This is a genomic window from Streptomyces sp. L7 (assembly GCF_050990935.1).
GTDB lineage: Bacteria > Actinomycetota > Actinomycetes > Actinomycetales > Microbacteriaceae > Leifsonia.
Genome location: NZ_CP194644.1, coordinates 1,054,105 through 1,069,807, shown reverse-complemented (window position 1 = coordinate 1,069,807; position 15,703 = coordinate 1,054,105). Strand labels below are relative to the sequence as shown.

At 70.8% G+C, this 15,703-nt stretch carries 18 protein-coding genes and 2 pseudogenes; 17 read left to right on the top strand and 3 right to left on the bottom strand.

Annotated features, from left to right (window positions below):
- The first annotated feature begins 64 nt into the window (after positions 1–64).
- The 4 genes and pseudogenes from ACR5MH_RS05350 (at position 65) to ACR5MH_RS05335 (ending at position 4,514) form a co-directional block, all read left to right on the top strand.
- The gene (locus ACR5MH_RS05350) at positions 65–421 is read left to right on the top strand and encodes a YraN family protein (RefSeq protein WP_431346286.1); all 357 of its coding nucleotides are present in this window, start codon (positions 65–67) and stop codon (positions 419–421) included.
- A pseudogene (locus tag ACR5MH_RS05345) lies at positions 421–1,961 on the top strand (YifB family Mg chelatase-like AAA ATPase). Before ACR5MH_RS05350 ends, ACR5MH_RS05345 begins: the two are co-directional and overlap by 1 nt.
- 292 nt (positions 1,962–2,253) lie before the next feature.
- Positions 2,254–3,342, top strand: a complete 1,089-nt coding sequence (dprA, locus tag ACR5MH_RS05340) for a DNA-processing protein DprA (RefSeq protein WP_433862376.1) — start codon at positions 2,254–2,256, stop codon at positions 3,340–3,342.
- Positions 3,343–3,533: 191 nt separating this feature from the next.
- Complete coding sequence (locus ACR5MH_RS05335; RefSeq protein WP_431346289.1) at positions 3,534–4,514, top strand: tyrosine recombinase XerC; 981 nt, start codon at positions 3,534–3,536, stop codon at positions 4,512–4,514.
- On the opposite strand, the gene ACR5MH_RS05330 is transcribed toward ACR5MH_RS05335, so the two are convergent.
- A complete protein-coding gene (locus ACR5MH_RS05330; protein ID WP_431346290.1) occupies positions 4,487–5,191 on the bottom strand; it encodes a M23 family metallopeptidase in 705 nt (234 codons plus the stop codon). The genes ACR5MH_RS05335 and ACR5MH_RS05330 overlap by 28 nt on opposite strands.
- Positions 5,192–5,385: 194 nt before the next feature.
- On the opposite strand from ACR5MH_RS05330, the gene ACR5MH_RS05325 reads away from it, so the two are divergent.
- From ACR5MH_RS05325 to ACR5MH_RS05280, 10 genes and pseudogenes are all read left to right on the top strand, one after another.
- Positions 5,386–6,894 (top strand): sugar porter family MFS transporter, encoded by a 1,509-nt coding sequence (locus ACR5MH_RS05325; protein WP_433862375.1) that lies wholly within the window; start codon positions 5,386–5,388, stop codon positions 6,892–6,894.
- A 299-nt stretch (positions 6,895–7,193) separates the two neighbouring features.
- Positions 7,194–8,120, top strand: coding sequence for a 30S ribosomal protein S2 (gene rpsB, locus ACR5MH_RS05320; RefSeq protein ID WP_431346291.1), 927 nt, complete (start codon positions 7,194–7,196; stop codon positions 8,118–8,120).
- Positions 8,121–8,162: 42 nt separating this feature from the next.
- Positions 8,163–8,993, top strand: coding sequence for a translation elongation factor Ts (gene tsf, locus ACR5MH_RS05315; RefSeq protein WP_431346292.1), 831 nt, complete (start codon positions 8,163–8,165; stop codon positions 8,991–8,993).
- A 124-nt stretch (positions 8,994–9,117) separates the two neighbouring features.
- Positions 9,118–9,831 (top strand): UMP kinase, encoded by a 714-nt coding sequence (gene pyrH / locus ACR5MH_RS05310; protein ID WP_431346293.1) that lies wholly within the window; start codon positions 9,118–9,120, stop codon positions 9,829–9,831.
- A 90-nt stretch (positions 9,832–9,921) separates the two neighbouring features.
- Positions 9,922–10,476 (top strand): ribosome recycling factor, encoded by a 555-nt coding sequence (frr, locus tag ACR5MH_RS05305; RefSeq protein WP_431346294.1) that lies wholly within the window; start codon positions 9,922–9,924, stop codon positions 10,474–10,476.
- Between the two features lie 89 nt (positions 10,477–10,565).
- Positions 10,566–10,838 carry a hypothetical protein gene (locus tag ACR5MH_RS05300; protein ID WP_433862374.1) on the top strand — a complete coding sequence of 91 codons (273 nt, stop codon included), beginning with the start codon at positions 10,566–10,568 and terminating at the stop codon, positions 10,836–10,838.
- On the top strand, positions 10,769–11,473 hold the full coding sequence (locus ACR5MH_RS05295) for a phosphatidate cytidylyltransferase (RefSeq protein ID WP_433862606.1): 705 nt from the start codon (positions 10,769–10,771) through the stop codon (positions 11,471–11,473). The genes ACR5MH_RS05300 and ACR5MH_RS05295 overlap by 70 nt, the downstream gene beginning before the upstream one ends.
- A gap of 12 nt (positions 11,474–11,485) precedes the next feature.
- Positions 11,486–11,953, top strand: a pseudogene (locus ACR5MH_RS05290) (DivIVA domain-containing protein); the annotation flags it as partial.
- 29 nt (positions 11,954–11,982) lie between these two features.
- Positions 11,983–12,033, top strand: coding sequence for a hypothetical protein (locus ACR5MH_RS05285; RefSeq protein ID WP_431346570.1), 51 nt, complete (start codon positions 11,983–11,985; stop codon positions 12,031–12,033).
- A 71-nt stretch (positions 12,034–12,104) separates the two neighbouring features.
- Complete coding sequence (locus ACR5MH_RS05280) at positions 12,105–12,809, top strand: hypothetical protein (RefSeq protein ID WP_433862373.1); 705 nt, start codon at positions 12,105–12,107, stop codon at positions 12,807–12,809.
- 10 nt (positions 12,810–12,819) lie between these two features.
- Here ACR5MH_RS05280 and ACR5MH_RS05275 read toward each other — a convergent pair whose 3' ends face one another.
- Positions 12,820–13,503 (bottom strand): hypothetical protein, encoded by a 684-nt coding sequence (locus ACR5MH_RS05275; RefSeq protein WP_431346298.1) that lies wholly within the window; start codon positions 13,501–13,503, stop codon positions 12,820–12,822.
- A gap of 62 nt (positions 13,504–13,565) precedes the next feature.
- Here ACR5MH_RS05275 and ACR5MH_RS05270 point away from each other — a divergent pair, with 62 nt between their 5' ends.
- From ACR5MH_RS05270 to ACR5MH_RS05260, 3 genes are read left to right on the top strand one after another with little or no spacing between them, the layout of a single operon-like run.
- On the top strand, positions 13,566–13,865 hold the full coding sequence (locus ACR5MH_RS05270) for a hypothetical protein (protein WP_431346299.1): 300 nt from the start codon (positions 13,566–13,568) through the stop codon (positions 13,863–13,865).
- 38 nt (positions 13,866–13,903) lie between these two features.
- Positions 13,904–14,329, top strand: a complete 426-nt coding sequence (locus ACR5MH_RS05265; protein ID WP_433862372.1) for a hypothetical protein — start codon at positions 13,904–13,906, stop codon at positions 14,327–14,329.
- Positions 14,254–14,646, top strand: a complete 393-nt coding sequence (locus ACR5MH_RS05260; RefSeq protein ID WP_433862371.1) for an alpha/beta hydrolase — start codon at positions 14,254–14,256, stop codon at positions 14,644–14,646. Before ACR5MH_RS05265 ends, ACR5MH_RS05260 begins: the two co-directional genes overlap by 76 nt.
- 16 nt (positions 14,647–14,662) lie before the next feature.
- On the opposite strand, the gene ACR5MH_RS05255 is transcribed toward ACR5MH_RS05260, so the two are convergent.
- A complete protein-coding gene (locus ACR5MH_RS05255) occupies positions 14,663–15,700 on the bottom strand; it encodes an AI-2E family transporter (protein ID WP_431346300.1) in 1,038 nt (345 codons plus the stop codon).
- Positions 15,701–15,703 lie beyond the last annotated feature (3 nt).

The window sequence follows — 15,703 nt, the reverse complement described above, 5'->3', positions numbered from 1 at the left end:
CACAGATTTCGCCCCACCCGGTTCTGCCCGGCCCCCTCCGACCACGCTGGTCGTGGGAGGACACATGGCAGAGAAAGACCGTTTGGGTCGCCGCGGCGAGGCCGTGGCGGCGGACTGGCTGGAGGCGCAGGGCTACGCGATCGTGGGCCGCAACTGGCGCTGCGCGAGCGGGGAGCTCGATCTGATCGCACGCCTCGGGCGGGTGATCGCATTCGTCGAGGTCAAGACGCGCAGCTCGGTCGCGTTCGGGCACCCCTTCGAGGCGATCACGCCCGAGAAGGCCGCGCGTCTGCGCCGCCTGGCGGCGGAGTGGTGCCGCGCGAACGGGCCGGTCCGGGGCGAGACGCGGATCGATGCGATCGCGGTGCTGGACGCGTGGAGCGCGACCCCGTCGGTGGAGCACCGGGCGGGGGTGGCGTGATGGCGCTCGCACGTACGTTCGCCGTCGCGCTGACCGGGATGCGCGGCGACATCGTGGAGGTGGAGGCCGACATCTCGGCCGGACTGCCCGCCTTCGTGCTCATCGGGTTGCCCGACGCGGCGCTCGGCGAGTCCCGCAAGCGGGTCTCCGCGGCGGCGGCCAACGCCGGATGCGCACTCACGCAGCGCAAGCTGACCGTGAATCTGTCGCCGGCCTCCCTGCGGAAGCAGGGCTCCGGCTTCGACCTCGCTATCGCGGTGGCCGCGCTGGCGGCCTCCGGCGAGGTCCCCGCCGAGTCGGCCGCCCGGGCCGTCCACGTCGGCGAGCTCGGCCTCGACGGCCGGCTGCGTCCGGTCCCCGGCGTGCTGCCGGTCGTGCTGGCCGCCCGGAACGCCGGTTTCGCGCGCGTCCTGGTCCCGACCGCGAACGCCGAGGAGGCCTCCCTGGTCGACGGCGTCGAGGTGGTTCCGGTGGTCGGCCTGCGCGCCGCCGCGATCGTTCACGGCGCCGAACTGGACCCGATCGAGCAGACCCCGGTCGCGCTGCCCGACGACATCGGCCCGGTCGAAGAGGAACCTGACATGGCGGACGTGGCCGGCAACGACGACGCGGTCGACGCGTTCGTCGCCGCGGCCGCGGGAGGCCACAACGTGTCGATGATCGGGCCGCCCGGAGCGGGAAAGACCATGCTGGCGCGGCGTTTGCCGTCCCTGCTGCCCGACCTGACCACCGAGCAGGCCCTGGAGACGACCTCCATCCGCTCCCTGTCGGGCCGCGGCGTAGGCGGCGGATTGGTCCTGCGGCCGCCGTTCGAAGCCCCGCACCACACCGCGTCGTCCGCGGCTCTCGTCGGCGGCGGCAGCGGACGGCTGGTCCCGGGAGCGATCGCCCGGGCGTCGAACGGCGTGCTGTTCCTGGACGAGGCGGGGAGTTCCAGCCGAACGTCCTGGACGCCCTGCGCCAGCCGTTGGAGTCCGGTTCCATCGCCGTCGACCGGGCGGCCGGAAGCGCGACGTTCCCCGCGCGCTTCCAGCTCGTGCTCGCCTCCAACCCGTGCCCGTGCGGTCGCTACGGCTCAGCCGACGAGGAGTGCTCGTGCACCCCCGCCGCCCGCCGCCGATACCTCGCGCGGCTCTCGGGCCCGCTCCTCGACCGCGTCGACATCCGCCTCACCGTGCGGCGCCTGGGCTTGGGTGCGCTGCGAACCGCGTCCGACGGCACCGCCCCGTCGCGCACGAGCAGGGACCTCCGGCGGACCGTCGAACGCGCCCGCGCCGTCGCTCGCGAACGCCTGCGCGGCACCGGCTGGACGACCAACTCCCAGGCCGCAGGAACCTGGCTCAGAGCCCCTGAACGCCAGATCGGCGCGTCGGCCCGCGCCGGCCTCGACCGCTCCCTGGAACGCGGCGCCCTCACGATGCGCGGCTACGACCGTGCCCTCCGCCTCGCCTGGACCCTCGCCGACATCGACGGCGCCGGGAGCCCGAGCGCCGAGCACGTGGCGCGGGCCCTGTATCTGAGACGGGGTGCGTTCGCATGAGGAGAAGCTGGGTCGATCTCATCCGCGAGGAGCGCGACCACCCCGAGCGCGAGCGCGAACGGCGGTGCGGCGGGTGCGCGGTGTGGCGGCTGGCGGCCGGGGCGGTCGAGACGGAACGGAAACGAGAGCTCGGGGCGGATGCTGTCGACGGGCAGAGGGTTGTCGACGGGCAGGGCGCTGTCGCGGCGCGCTGGGCTGGAGAGGACCACGACCGCGTGAGGCCACCGGCCTCTCCGAAGGAATTCCGGCCGGATCCGCCCGCACCCGCGCCCAGCGTCCCCGGGAGCATCCGATGAGCGACGGCATGTTCCCCGGGCTGACATCCAGGGAGGTCGCTTCCGTCGTCGGCAGGGTCGCCCCGGGCATCGACTATCCGGACGAGCCGTCGATGGTCGCGGCGGCGGCGCGGGCGGCCCTGTCGTCCGCGATCGAGCCGGGCGACACCGACGCCGCGCTGCTGGTGGGCGCGTTGGGCGCACTGCCGACCCTTCGCGCCGTGATCGGCGACACGTCGCCGCAGTCCGTGAGTGCCGCGCTGCGGGACGCCGGCCCGCCGGCCCTTCTGCCGATCGACCGGCTCCGGGATGCCCTCGACCGCTGGCGCGGGCGGCTCCCGCGTGTGCCGCTCCACACCCCGCTGGAGCGCGCCGGCCGCCTCGGCGCCCGGCTAGTGACGCCGGAGCACCCGACCTGGCCCGCCGCCCTCGACAGCCTGGAGCTCGGCGCGCCCCTCACTCTCTGGGTGCGCGGCGACCCGGCTCGACTGGCCAGGCTCTCGCGCTCCATCGCGCTGGTCGGCGCACGCGCCGCCACCGGTTACGGCGAGCACGTCGCGCTGGAGAGCGCGGCCGGGCTCAGCGACCGCGGCTTCGCGATCGTGTCGGGAGGTGCATACGGCGTCGACGCCGCCGCCCATCGGGCGGCGCTGTCGAGCGGGCAGGTCACTGTCGCGTTCCTGGCCGGAGGCGTGGACCGCCTGTACCCGGCCGGGAACGACGACCTCCTGCGGCGCATCGCCCGCACCGGCCTGCTGCTGGCGGAGCTGCCCCCGGGCTCGACCCCGACACGCTGGCGCTTCCTGATGCGCAACCGCCTGATCGCCGCCGCGAGCGATGCGACGGTCGTCGTGGAGGCCGGCGCCCGCTCCGGCTCCCTGAACACGGCCGGCCACGCCGCCCAGCTCGGCCGCCCTCTGGGAGCCGTGCCCGGCCCGATCACCTCGCCGGCGTCCACGGGCTGCCACCGCCTCATCCGTGAGTACGGCGCGATCTGCGTCACCAGCCCGGACGAGATGGCGGAACTGGCCGAGCCGCTCGGGGCGCGACTCGACGGTGAGGAGCCCGGCGGCGAAGCGGGGCGTGTGCCCGGTGACCGCGGATGACGCGCGGACGGCCGCCACCGAAGGCCGTGCGAGGAAGCGGGCGAGGAGCGGGTGACGCACGGACGACCGCCACCGAGGGCCGCGCGACGGAGCAGGCGGGGAGCGGTGCGGCGCGGGGCGAGTGCGCTCGAATCGACCCCAGACGGTGCGTCCCCGGCGCTGTCACGGCGGCGATGACGGATGCTGGGGGAGTGAACCTCCGGCTCGCCGTCGACGGCTACCTGCGCCACCTGGCGGTGGAGCGCGGGTACTCGGCGCAGACGGTGCGGGCCTACCGCTCCGACCTCGCGCAGTTCGAACGATTCGCCGAAGGGCGGGGTGCGACCAGCACGGATGCGCTCACGCTCGACCTGTTCCGGGACTGGCTGTGGGAGGGTTCGAAACAACACCTCGCGAAGTCGACGCTGGCGCGCCGGTCGGCTGCGGTGCGCGGATTCAGCGCGTGGACCGCCAGGAGCGGGCGGCTCGACGCGACCTCGCCGGTTACGACGACGGCGCCGGCCGCGGCGACCGCGCCGGTCGTGACGACCGTTTCGCTGCCCGCCGCCGATCCCGCCGCGCGCCTGCGTGCGCCGAAGGCCGACAAGCATCTACCGCGGGTCATCAGCCGCCCGCAGATGGACGCGTTGCTCGATGTGCTCTCGGCACGAGCGGAAGACGGCGATCCGGGGGCGATTCGGGATGTCGCGGTCATCGAGCTTCTCTACGCGGCCGGGATCCGGGTCAGCGAACTCACGGGCCTGGACGTCGACGACGTGGATGTCGAGCGGCTGACGCTGCGAGTCGTCGGGAAGGGGAACAAGGAGCGGGTGGTCCCGTTCGGGGTACCGGCGCTGCGTGCGGTTCGACGCTACCTCCAGGTGGCTCGGCCCGCGCTCGCCGCAGAGGGCTCGGGGCCCGCGCTGCTGCTCGGCGCCCGGGGCGGCCGCCTCGGCACGCGCGCGGTCTACCAGCTCGTGGCTTCGCTGCTCGCGGACCTTCCCGGCGGCGGACCAGCCGGACCCCACACGCTCCGGCACACCGCGGCGACCCACCTGCTCGACGGGGGCGCCGACCTGCGCGCGGTCCAGGAGATCCTCGGGCACGCGAGCCTGGGGACCACCCAGATCTACACCCACGTCTCCACCGAGCGACTCAAGGAGACCTACCGCATCGCCCACCCCCGCGCCTGACCGACGCCGCGCAGGGGACCCGAAACGGCTCCCCGGCGGCAACCGAGGAGACGGCCGCGCCGAATGCGCCGCCCGGGCAGTGCCGCTGAGGCGGCCACATCCCCGCGCAGCGGCAGCAGCACCGCCCGCGGCGGCCGCTCGAAGAACAGCAGCGGCGACACGTAGTCGCCGTCGACGCGGACGCCCACGTGCAGACAGACACCCGAGCAGTGCGCGCCCTCGCCGACGACGCCGAGCACCATCCCGCGCGTCACCGGGTCGCCGACAGCCAGACCAGCCGCCACGACGGGCTCGTAGGACGAGAGCACACCCGACCCGTGGTCCAGGGTGAGCACCGGCCGGTCCACGACCACCCCCACGAAGTGGACCGTCGCGTCCGAGGGGGCGGCCACGATCGCGCCGGACAGCGCCGCTAGGTCGATCCCGCGGTGCCCGGCGGCGTACGGCGACGGCGGGGCCTCGTACGCCCGGACGACGCGGAGCGGGGCGAGCGGCCACGACCAGCGCGGCGCGACCCGCGGGGCTTCGGACGAGATCGCAGCGGACGAGACGCCGCCCTCCGCCATCGGGCCGGGGATCCCGCCGGCCGACGGAGCCACGGCGACAAGACCGCCCGACACCGCGACCAGCACTGCGACGACGACACCGTCCCTCGCCGCCCTCGACCGACTCCTCATTCTCGATCACCCCCGGGATCCAGCCTCCGCCAGTGGCCGCCTTCCCACCCGCACCCCGACCGAATCCGTGCAGAACCGTCTCCGACGCCCACCCTGTGCAGGACTCTTATGCACTCGAACGAGTCGGCGTACCGTGACCAGCGCACATTCCGCCGTCCTCCACAGGGGCGGCGCCCGGGTCGAGGAGGGGTCTCATGTCCGATCAGCGCAGCACCGGAGCAGAGCGGGAGGACGAGCACGTTCCCCAGCCCACCGCGGCCATGCGGCGGAGAGTCGTCGGACTCGCCACCGCCGCGGCGATCGGCGGCTTCCTGTTCGGTTTCGACTCCTCGGTCATCAACGGAGCGGTCGACTCGATCCAGCACAACTTCTCTCTCAACGCGTTCGTCACCGGATTCATCGTCGCCATCGCCCTGCTCGGCTGCGCGGTCGGCGCGTACTTCGCGGGCCGGCTCGCCGACCGGTGGGGCCGCATCCGGGTGATGCTCATCGGCGCGGTCCTGTTCCTCGCCAGCTCGATCGGGGCCGGCCTTTCGGTCTCCGTCTGGGATCTCGGATTCTGGCGCATCATCGGCGGTCTCGGCATCGGCATCGCGTCGGTCGTCGCGCCGGCGTACATCGCGGAGATCGCCCCCAAGCAGCGCCGGGGCGGCCTCGCCTCGCTGCAGCAGCTCGCCATCACGATCGGTATCTTCGTGGCGCTGCTGTCCGACGCGCTGCTCGCCGGAGCGGCGGGCGCCGCGGCCAACCAGCTCTGGTTCGGGCTGGAGGCCTGGCGGTGGATGTTCCTCGTCGGCGTGATCCCGTCTGTCGTCTACGGCATCCTGGCGCTGATCCTGCCCGAGTCGCCGCGCTACCTGCTCTCCACCGGCCGGCACGACGAGGCGCGGGAGATCTTCGCGACGCTCGTCCCGGAAGAGGACGTCGACCGGCAGGTGCGGGACATCGAGCAGGCCATCGAGGAGGACAAGGACGCCGCGAAGGGCACCCTCCGCGGCAACCGGTTCGGCCTGAAACCCATCGTCTGGATCGGCATCATCCTGTCCGTGTTCCAGCAGTTCGTCGGCATCAACGTGATCTTCTACTACTCGACGACGCTCTGGAAAGCGGTCGGGTTCACCGAGAGCAACTCCCTGCTCATCACCGTGATCACCTCGATCACGAACGTGGTCGTGACCGTTGTGGCGATCCTGCTGGTGGACCGGGTCGGCCGGCGTCCCATCCTGCTCACCGGGTCGGTGGGTATGGCGGTCTCCCTCGCGGTGATGGCGCTGGCGTTCAGCTTCGCCCACAAGTCGGCGGGCGCCGTCACCCTCCCGAGCCCGTGGGGGCCGATCGCGCTGATCGCGGCGAACATCTTCGTGATCTGCTTCGGCGCCTCCTGGGGCCCACTGGTCTGGGTGCTGCTGGGCGAGATCTTCCCGCCGCGCATCCGCGGCGCCGCCCTCGGTGTGGCGGCCTCCGCGCAGTGGATCGCGAACTTCCTCGTCACGGTCTCCTTCCCGCCGATGTCGGACTTCTCGCTGCCGTTCACGTACGGGATGTACGCGGTCTTCGCCGCCCTGTCCTTCTTCTTCGTCTTCTTCAAGGTGCCGGAGACGAACGGGATGGCGCTGGAGCACGCCGAGACGCTGTTCGCCAACGCCGGACGCAGCCGCGGCCCGCAGGTGCGTTCGTCGGGGGACACGGTCCCGCGGCCCTGAGTCCCGGCTGACGCGGCATGCTCGCGCCGACGGGGCACGCGGGCCGGCCGAGGCCCGCTTCCTGATAGGATGTCCAATGCACTCCGCACGTCGGAGTGACTACGCGTGTCCGGAACACCCCCGCAAAGGGTGTGCGCTTCTCCACCGGTCTCCCGCTCATCCATCACGGTCCTCCGTGCGGAAGCGCGGGTGCGGGGAGGCGCGGGGCACCAGGAGCGGCGGCCGACCGGCTGCCGCTGGACAACCGAGAGTCGCGTCCCCGCCGTGAGGCCGGGCGCGCAAGAACAGGAGAACGGCAAATGGCCGTCGTCACCATGCGCCAGCTGCTCGACAGCGGAGTCCACTTCGGACACCAGACCCGCCGCTGGAACCCGAAGATGAAGCGCTTCATCCTCACCGAGCGCTCGGGCAGCTACATCATCGACCTGCAGCAGTCGCTCGCCTACATCGACAAGACGTACGAGTTCGTGCGCGAGACCGTCGCCCACGGCGGCACCATCCTCTTCGTCGGCACCAAGAAGCAGGCGCAGCAGGCGATCGCCGAGCAGGCGACCCGCGTGGGCCAGCCCTACGTGAACCAGCGCTGGCTGGGCGGTCTGCTGACCAACTTCCAGACCGTCTCCAAGCGCCTCGCCCGCATGAAGGAGCTCGAGGAGCTCGACTTCGAGGGCACCACCAGCGGCTTCACCAAGAAGGAGCTGCTGATCAAGAAGCGCGAGCTGGACAAGCTCCACAAGTCGCTCGGCGGCATCCGGAACCTGTCCAAGACCCCGAGCGCCATCTGGGTGGTGGACACCAAGAAGGAGCACCTCGCGATCGACGAGGCGAAGAAGCTGGGCATCCCGGTCATCGCCATCCTCGACACGAACTGCGACCCGGACGAGGTCCAGTACCCGATCCCGGGCAACGACGACGCCATCCGCTCCGTCACGCTCCTCACCCGCATCGTCGCCGACGCCGCGGCCGAGGGCCTCATCCAGCGTCACCAGAAGCCGGAAGAGGGCGCCGAGCCGGCCGAGCCGCTCGCCGAGTGGGAGCAGGAGCTCCTCGCCCAGCCGCAGGACGAGGTCCAGGCGAGCGCCGAGACCGAGAAGGCCGCCGACGCCGACCTCGCCGAGGCCAAGGCGGACTCCGCCGAGGTCGTCGCAGAGGGCGAGGCGGACGCTGAGGCCGAGGTCGTGGCGCCGGGCGAGGCCGAGGCCGACGCCGACGCCGACGCCAAGTAACCACACTCACCAAACTTCGAGTCAGAAGGTTCCACTCAGAACATGGCAAACATCAGCATCGCTGACATCAAGGCCCTGCGCGAGCAGCTCGGCACCGGCATGGTCGACACCAAGAAGGCCCTCGAGGAGGCCGGTGGCGACATCGAGAAGGCGACCGAGATCCTCCGTCTCAAGGGCGCCAAGGGCAACGCGAAGCGTGCCGACCGCTCCACCTCCGAGGGCCTCGTGGCCGCGAAGGAGAACGGCAACGGCACCGCGACGATGATCGAGCTCGCCTGCGAGACCGACTTCGTCGCCAAGGGCGACAAGTTCATCGCCCTCGCCGACAAGGTGCTCGACGCGGCCGCCGCCGCGGGCGCCACCACCGTCGAGGAGGCGCTGGCCGCCCCCGCCGGGTCGCAGACCGTCGCCGAGCTCATCGGTGACGAGGCCGCGATCCTCGGCGAGAAGGTCGAGCTCCGCCGCATCGCCGTCGTCTCGGGCGAGAACTTCGCGATCTACCTGCACAAGACCTCCAAGGACCTGCCCCCGCAGGTCGGCGTGGTCGTCGGCTACGCCGGCGCCGACGCGGAGACCGCCCGCAGCATCGCGCAGCACATCTCGTTCGCGAACCCGACCTACCTCACCCGCGAGGACGTCCCGGCCGAAGAGGTCGAGAACGAGCGTCGCATCGTCGAGGAGATCTCGCGCAACGAGGGCAAGCCGGAGGCCGCGCTGCCGAAGATCATCGAGGGTCGCCTCGGCGCCTACTTCAAGCAGGTCGCGCTGCTCGAGCAGGAGTACGCCCGCGACAACAAGCAGAACATCGCCCAGGTCCTCAAGGACTCGGGTCTGATCGTCTCGGGCTTCGCCCGCTTCAAGGTCGGCGCCTGACCCAGGCATGAAGGAGTCCGGATCGTGAATCACGATCCGGACTCCTTTCTGTGCCCGCCGCGCCTGTTCAGGCGCTGAGGCACGCACTAGCGTTAACGAAACACACGGAAGGACTCCTACACACATGACGGCAGCCACTCACAGACGCAGGGTCCTTCTGAAACTCTCCGGCGAGGCGTTCGGCGGCGGCCAGCTCGGGGTGAACCCGGACATCGTCAGCAGCATCGCGCGCGAGATCGCCCAGGCGGCGAAGGACGTCGAGATCGCGATCGTGGTCGGCGGAGGCAACTTCTTCCGCGGTGCAGAGCTCTCGCAGCGGGGCATGGACCGCGGTCGCGCCGACTACATGGGCATGCTCGGCACGGTCATGAACTCGCTGGCCCTGCAGGACTTCCTGGAGCAGGCCGGAGCGGAGACACGCGTGCAGTCCGCGATCGAGATGACGCAGGTCGCCGAGCCCTACATCCCGCGCCGCGCCGAGCGCCACCTCGAGAAGGGCCGCGTCGTCATCTTCGGCGCCGGCGCCGGCCTGCCGTACTTCTCGACCGACACCGTCGCCGCCCAGCGTGCCCTGGAGATCAGCGCCGATGTCGTGCTGGTCGCGAAGAACGGCGTGGACGGCATGTACGACTCCGACCCGCGCACCAACCCGGACGCCCGCAAGATCGACCAGATCAGCCACCAGGACGCTCTGCAGCAGGGTCTCAAGGCTGTGGACTCCACCGCGCTGAGCCTCTGCATGGACAACGGGATGCCGATGCGCATCTTCGGCATCGAGCCGGCCGGCAATGTCACCGCCGCGCTGCTCGGCGCCGAGATCGGCACCTTGCTCGGCTGATCGAGCCCGGCGGGGCGTTTCGCCCTGCGCGGGGTGCTCCGCGGCCTGGCCCTAGACTAGACAACGACTCATCGATCTGAAGGAGAAACCGTGATCGCGGATGTGATTTCCGACGCCCGCCAGCGCATGGCCAAGACCGTGGACGCGGCGAGGGACGACTTCGGCACGGTGAGCGCGGGGCGCGCGAACCCCGCCCTCTTCCAGAGGGTGCTCGTGGACTATTACGGCTCGCCGACGCCGCTGGCCCAGCTCGCCGGCCTGCAGAACCCGGAGGCCCGGGTGCTGCTGGTGACGCCCTACGACAAGTCCGCTCTCAAGGACATCGAGAAGGCGATCGTCAACATGCCGAACCTGTCGGCGAACGTCGGCAACGACGGCGAGATCGTGCGCGTCACCCTGCCCGAGCTGACCGAGGACCGCCGCAAGGAGTTCGTCAAGATCGTCCGCGGCAAGGGCGAGGACGCCAAGGTCGCCATCCGCAACATCCGCCGCAAGGCGAAGGACGACCTCGACGCGCTCAAGGGCGAGGTCGGCGACGACGAGGTGGCCCGCGGCGAGAAGGAGCTCGAGGCCCTCACGCGCACCAATGTCGACGCGGTCGACGAGGCCCTCAAGCGCAAGGAAGCCGAGCTTCTCGAGGTCTAGATGAGCGAGGGAGCAGCCCCGGCGCACCTCGAACGCCGGCGTCGGGCAGAAGGGGGAAGGCTGCGGCGCGTGCCGAGCTGCGCGCGCAGGTGCAGGCGACCCGCGCCGACTTCGAACGGCAGGTGCTCGCGCGCAAGGCGCAGCTCGACGCGACCAACGAGCGGATCGCAGCGCGGACCGGACGCAATCTGATCCTCGCGATCCTGATCGGGCTCGTCGCCGGCGCCCTGCTCGTGCTGAGCCTGATCTTCATCAAGGAGCTGTTCCTCGTCTTCGGCGCCGCGATCATCGGATTCGCCGCCTTCGAGCTCACTCAGGCGTTCCGCGGAGCCGGGCGGCGCGTGCCGCGCACCCCTCGCTGATCGCTTCGCTCGCGATCGTGCCCGCGACGTTCTGGTTCCACGCCGGCGGCCAGCTCGTCGCGCTGGCGTCGGGCATCGTGCTGGTCGTCGTCTGGCGGCTGGTCGAAGAGGCCGCACTGCCGGCGAAACGCGCCGGGGGACTGGCGCTCACCCGCGACCTGGCGTGGAGCGTGCTCGTGCAGATGTACGTCACCCTGCTCGGCTCGTTCGCCATCCTGCTGCTGGCCGAGAACGGCGGCGAGTGGTGGGTGCTCGGCTTCCTGATCGTGGTCGTCGCCGTCGACACGGGCGCGTACGCGAGCGGGCTGTCCTTCGGCCGGCACCCGATGGCGCCGACCATCAGTCCCAAGAAGACCTGGGAGGGCTTCGCCGGGGCCGCCGTCGCGGCGATCGTCGCCGGCGTGCTGATCTCGCTGTTCATGATCCAGCAGCCGTGGTGGTTCGGGGTGATCTTCGGCGTCGTCGCGCTGCTGACGGCGACCGCAGGCGACCTCGCCGAGTCGCTCATCAAGCGCGATCTGGGCATCAAGGACATGAGCTCCTGGCTGCCAGGCCACGGCGGATTCCTCGACCGGCTGGACTCGATCCTGCCGTCCGCGGCGGCCACCTACGTGCTGTTCCTCATCTTCTCCTGACACAATGGGCTCGTGAGCACCTTCCCCCGGAGCCCCAAGTCGAAGCCCGGCTACGACGTCGCTCAGGTCGACGAGTTCCTCGTCACCGCCCGCCGCGCCTACGACTCCGACCCGTCCACCCCTGGCACCCTGTCCGCCTCCGACATCCGCCACACGGCGTTCTCGATGACGAAAGGCGGCTACTCGACCTCGCACGTGGATGCGGCCCTCGAGCGACTGGAGGACGCCTTCGCGGCCCGTGAGCGCGACCTCGCCCGCGGTGGCGCCCGCGACTCGGCCTGGTTCGAGGAGGCCCGCACGACAGCGCAGGCGATCCTCGACCGCCTGGAGCGGCCGGTGGGCCAGCGCTTCCAGCGGGTCAGCTTCCTGACCCTCGGCTACAACCGCCAGGACGTCGACCGCTTCGCCGGTCGACTGGTGAAGTACTTCCAGGACGGCCGCCCGATGAGCGTCGACGAAGTTCGCACGGTCACTTTCCGTGAGCAGCGAGGGGGTACCGTGAAGCCCAGGTGGACCTCCTCCTGGACAGCGTCACAGACGTGATGCTCGCGGTCCGCTGATCCTGGCCGTTTCCTGAATAGGGGAGCTCCGTGTTGGAAACCGCTGAAATGTTCGTTATGGTTCTGTGATCGTGGGTAGACAAGAAGCAGCAGAGCTCGTTCCGCTGACCCCTGCCAACCCGGTGGGAGTCGCATTCCGCCGTTCGCGACGGCCTCATGTCCGTTCGCGCGCCGTGATCTGGGGGTTCGCCTTCACAGCGGCCGTCGGCTTCGCGTTGGTCAACGTGGTGGACCCGTACTCCGGCTCCGCCGCCACGCCGGCCTACGCGGACACCCTTCAGAACATCCAGCAGACCGCCCGTTACGGCGCGGTCCCCGTTCAGAGCCTGACCGCCCCGAACGCTTCGGAGACGGCTGTGACGCGCGACACGCTGGGCGTCAAGCTCAAGCCGACGCCCACGCCGACGCCGACTCCGACGCCCACCGCGACGAAGAATTCGACCTCGTCCGGCGGTTCGAGCGCACCGTCCGCTCCGGTCCCCGACCCGGGCACCGCGAAGGCGATCGCCTACCAGATGGTGCATCAGCGCGGTTGGGGCGACGACCAGTACAGCTGCCTGGTGTCGCTGTGGAACAAGGAGTCCGGCTGGCGCGTGAACGCGTCCAACCCGAGCGGCGCCTACGGCATCCCGCAGGCCCTCCCCGGCAGTAAGATGGGCCCGGGCTGGCAGACGGACGCCTCCGTGCAGATCAACTGGGGCCTCGGCTACATCGCCGGCCGCTACACGAACCCGTGCGGCGCCTGGGCGCAGTCGCAGTCGGCCGGCTGGTACTGAGGCTCGACGCTCACTCGCCCGGAGGAGTCGCCTCGCTGGGCGACACCGGCACGTAGTCGCGCCAGAACCGGAAGTAGATCCGGCCGCCGATCGCGAACGACGTGACGATGTAGGCGACTGTGCAGACGATCCCCACCGTCCACGCTACCGGCACGCCAACGCCGCTCGTCGCGAGCACGACCCCGAGGAAGAGGCCCACGAGCGCTCCGTTGACCACGAACGTGAACATCATGCTGCTCCCGATGACCTGGCTCTGAGCTCGACGGCCGAGGAAGTAGTAGGTGCGGGTCACTCCCTCCCTGTCGTCGTGCCAGGAGGTGCTGAGCGCCCGCGCGACCTCCGGGGCCAGCCGCACGTACTCGGCGCGGAGGCGGTTCATCGCCAGGACGTACATGAGGTCTTCCATGGACACGTTCGTCACGCGGACCTGGGTGAGCACGCCGACCACCACGACAAGGCCGAGCAGGGCGTCGGCGAAGGCGGGGAAGATGCCCGCGAACTTCGTCGCCTGCCCGACCAGGGCGATGCTGACCAGCGCGGCCGACATGAGGGTCAGCATCATACTGATCCGGGTCAGGACCTCACTCTGCGTGGTGCTGCGCGACGCCAGGAGGCTCCAGTGCTCCGTCGCGAGCAGCTGCGCCGTCAGAGCATCCGTGTTGCGTGGTTCGCCGTGCCGAGCATCGTCGCTCATGCCGCCGATGGTACAGCGCGTGGGTCGGCGGGCGACAGCCGCGGCCTGCATAGACTGGAGCGGTGCCCCGCAGCAATCATCCCCGCCGCCGTCACGGCGAGCAGCGTGACGAGGAGCAGGACGGCCTCGACCGCCTCCTCGCGGGCTGGCGGCGCACGGAGGTGCGGCGCGGCGTCGAATGGAACGTGCAGCCCGTGTCGGCCGTGCAGGCGCAGAAGAGCTACGTGTGCCCCGGCTGCGGCCGCGAGATCGGTCCCGGCGTCGCGCACCTGGTCGCCTGGCGCGCGGACGGCGTGATGGGCGACGCGGCCGACCTGGCCGCCCGCCGGCACTGGCACACCTCGTGCTGGCGGATCGTCTGAGCACGAGAGACAGCGAGAGAGACGAGAGGGACAGCGGAATGACCGACAGTGCGGCGCCCGACGGGCCGATCGAGATCCGCGGCGGCGTCGAGCTGCCCGCCCGGCGCGAGGACATCGAGTTGCGCACGCGCGACGGTCTGACACTCGTCGGCGAGCTGGCCTCCCCGCTCGACCGCGAACCGGTGGCGACGCTGGTCACGCTGCACCCGCTGCCGACCGGCGGCGGCTTCATGGACTCCCACATCCTCCGCAAGGCCGCGGGGCGCCTTCCCGCGCTGGCCGACATCGCCGTGCTGCGCTTCAACACGCGCGGCACGGCGTCGCCGCGCGGCCGCAGTCAGGGGAGTTCGGCCACGGTGTCGACGAGCGCTACGACGTGGAGGCGGCGATGGCGTTCGTCGCCGAGCGCGGCCTGCCGCACCCCTGGTTGCTCGGGTGGTCGTTCGGCACGGAGCTCGCCCTGATGTACGGGCGGGAGTGCCCGGTGGACGGCATCATCCTGCTGTCGCCGCCGCTTCACCGCGCCAAGCCCGAGCACCTGGCGGCCTGGGCGGGGGACCACCGCCCGATCGTGGCGCTGATCCCCGAGCACGACGACTACCTGCGGCCCGCGGAGGCGGCCGAGCGGTTCCGTCCGCTGCCGCAGATCGACCTGGTCGACGTCGAGGGCGGAAAGCACCTCTGGGTGGGGGAGAACCAGACGCGCCGCGTGCTGGACGAGATCGTGGAGCGGATGAATCCCGCGGCGGCGCCCCTGCCGACGCAGTGGCCGCCGGCCTGACGCGGCTCGCGAGCGCCTAGAGCTCGTTCTGCCGGGGGATGACCACCTGCTTGATGATGAGCAGGATCGCCGCGGCGAACGGGATGGCGACCAGCGCGCCGAGGATGCCGAGCAGTGTGCCGCCGGCGAGGGCCGCGACCACGACGAGCGCGCCCGGCACCGACACCGCGCGGTTCATGATGCGCGGGCTGAGCACGTATGCCTCCACCTGCATGTAGACGATGTAGTAGATGGCGGCCGCGATCGCGGTGGGCGTGCCGGAGAAGAAGCAGACCGCCACGATGATCACCGAGCCCGTGATCGTGCCCACGAGCGGGATCAGCGAGAAGAAGAACGCGATCGACGCGAGCAGGATGGGGAACTTCGCGCCGATGATCGTCAGGAAGATCGCGCTCAGCACGCCGTTGACGAGTGCGAGCGAGACCTGGCCGCCGACGTACTTGCCGACCGAGTCGGTGATCTGGTCGCCCAGGTCCGCGAAGCGGGAGCGCCGGGAGGCCGGGACGAGCTGGTAGGCCGCGCGCTTGATGCTCGGCAGCGACGCGGTGAAGTAGATGGTCAGGATCACGACGATGATCACGCCGAACGCGCCCTGCACGATGCCGAAGCCGGTCTGCAGCACCTTGGACGTGATATCGGGGAGGTTCTTCTGCAGCCACTGGGTGACCGCGTCGATGTTCTGCTGGTTGACGATGGTCGGGAACTGGTGCTGGAGGCTCAGGAACCACTTCTCGGCGCCGCCGTTGTTGACCCAGTTGATCGAGTTCTGGACGAGCTGGGTGGCCTGCCCGACCGCGATCGGGACGATCGCCCAGATCAGCCCGACGAACGCGCCGACGATGACCACGAGCGTGACCACCAGCGCCGCCCAGCGCGGGAACTTCCGCCGCTCCAGGAAGGAGATGAGCGGCTCGATCCCGAGCGCCAGGAACAGGGCGGCACCGATGTACGTGATGATCGTGGCGAGGCTCACGATCGACGTCAGGATCAGGACGCCCAGACCGACGCCGAGCGTGCCGATCAGGCCGACTCGGAACGCGTTCTGGATCTTCACTCA

Coding starts and splice junctions, on each gene's coding strand:
- ACR5MH_RS05330 (WP_431346290.1), bottom strand. CDS start 5,191: ATGAGGAGTCGGTCGAGGGCGGCGAGGGACGGTGTCGTCGTCGCAGTG.
- tsf (WP_431346292.1), top strand. CDS start 8,163: ATGGCAAACATCAGCATCGCTGACATCAAGGCCCTGCGCGAGCAGCTC.
- pyrH (WP_431346293.1), top strand. CDS start 9,118: ATGACGGCAGCCACTCACAGACGCAGGGTCCTTCTGAAACTCTCCGGC.
- ACR5MH_RS05350 (WP_431346286.1), top strand. CDS start 65: ATGGCAGAGAAAGACCGTTTGGGTCGCCGCGGCGAGGCCGTGGCGGCG.
- ACR5MH_RS05275 (WP_431346298.1), bottom strand. CDS start 13,503: ATGAGCGACGATGCTCGGCACGGCGAACCACGCAACACGGATGCTCTG.
- rpsB (WP_431346291.1), top strand. CDS start 7,194: ATGGCCGTCGTCACCATGCGCCAGCTGCTCGACAGCGGAGTCCACTTC.
- ACR5MH_RS05325 (WP_433862375.1), top strand. CDS start 5,386: ATGTCCGATCAGCGCAGCACCGGAGCAGAGCGGGAGGACGAGCACGTT.
- dprA (WP_433862376.1), top strand. CDS start 2,254: ATGAGCGACGGCATGTTCCCCGGGCTGACATCCAGGGAGGTCGCTTCC.
- ACR5MH_RS05260 (WP_433862371.1), top strand. CDS start 14,254: ATGGCGTTCGTCGCCGAGCGCGGCCTGCCGCACCCCTGGTTGCTCGGG.
- ACR5MH_RS05265 (WP_433862372.1), top strand. CDS start 13,904: ATGACCGACAGTGCGGCGCCCGACGGGCCGATCGAGATCCGCGGCGGC.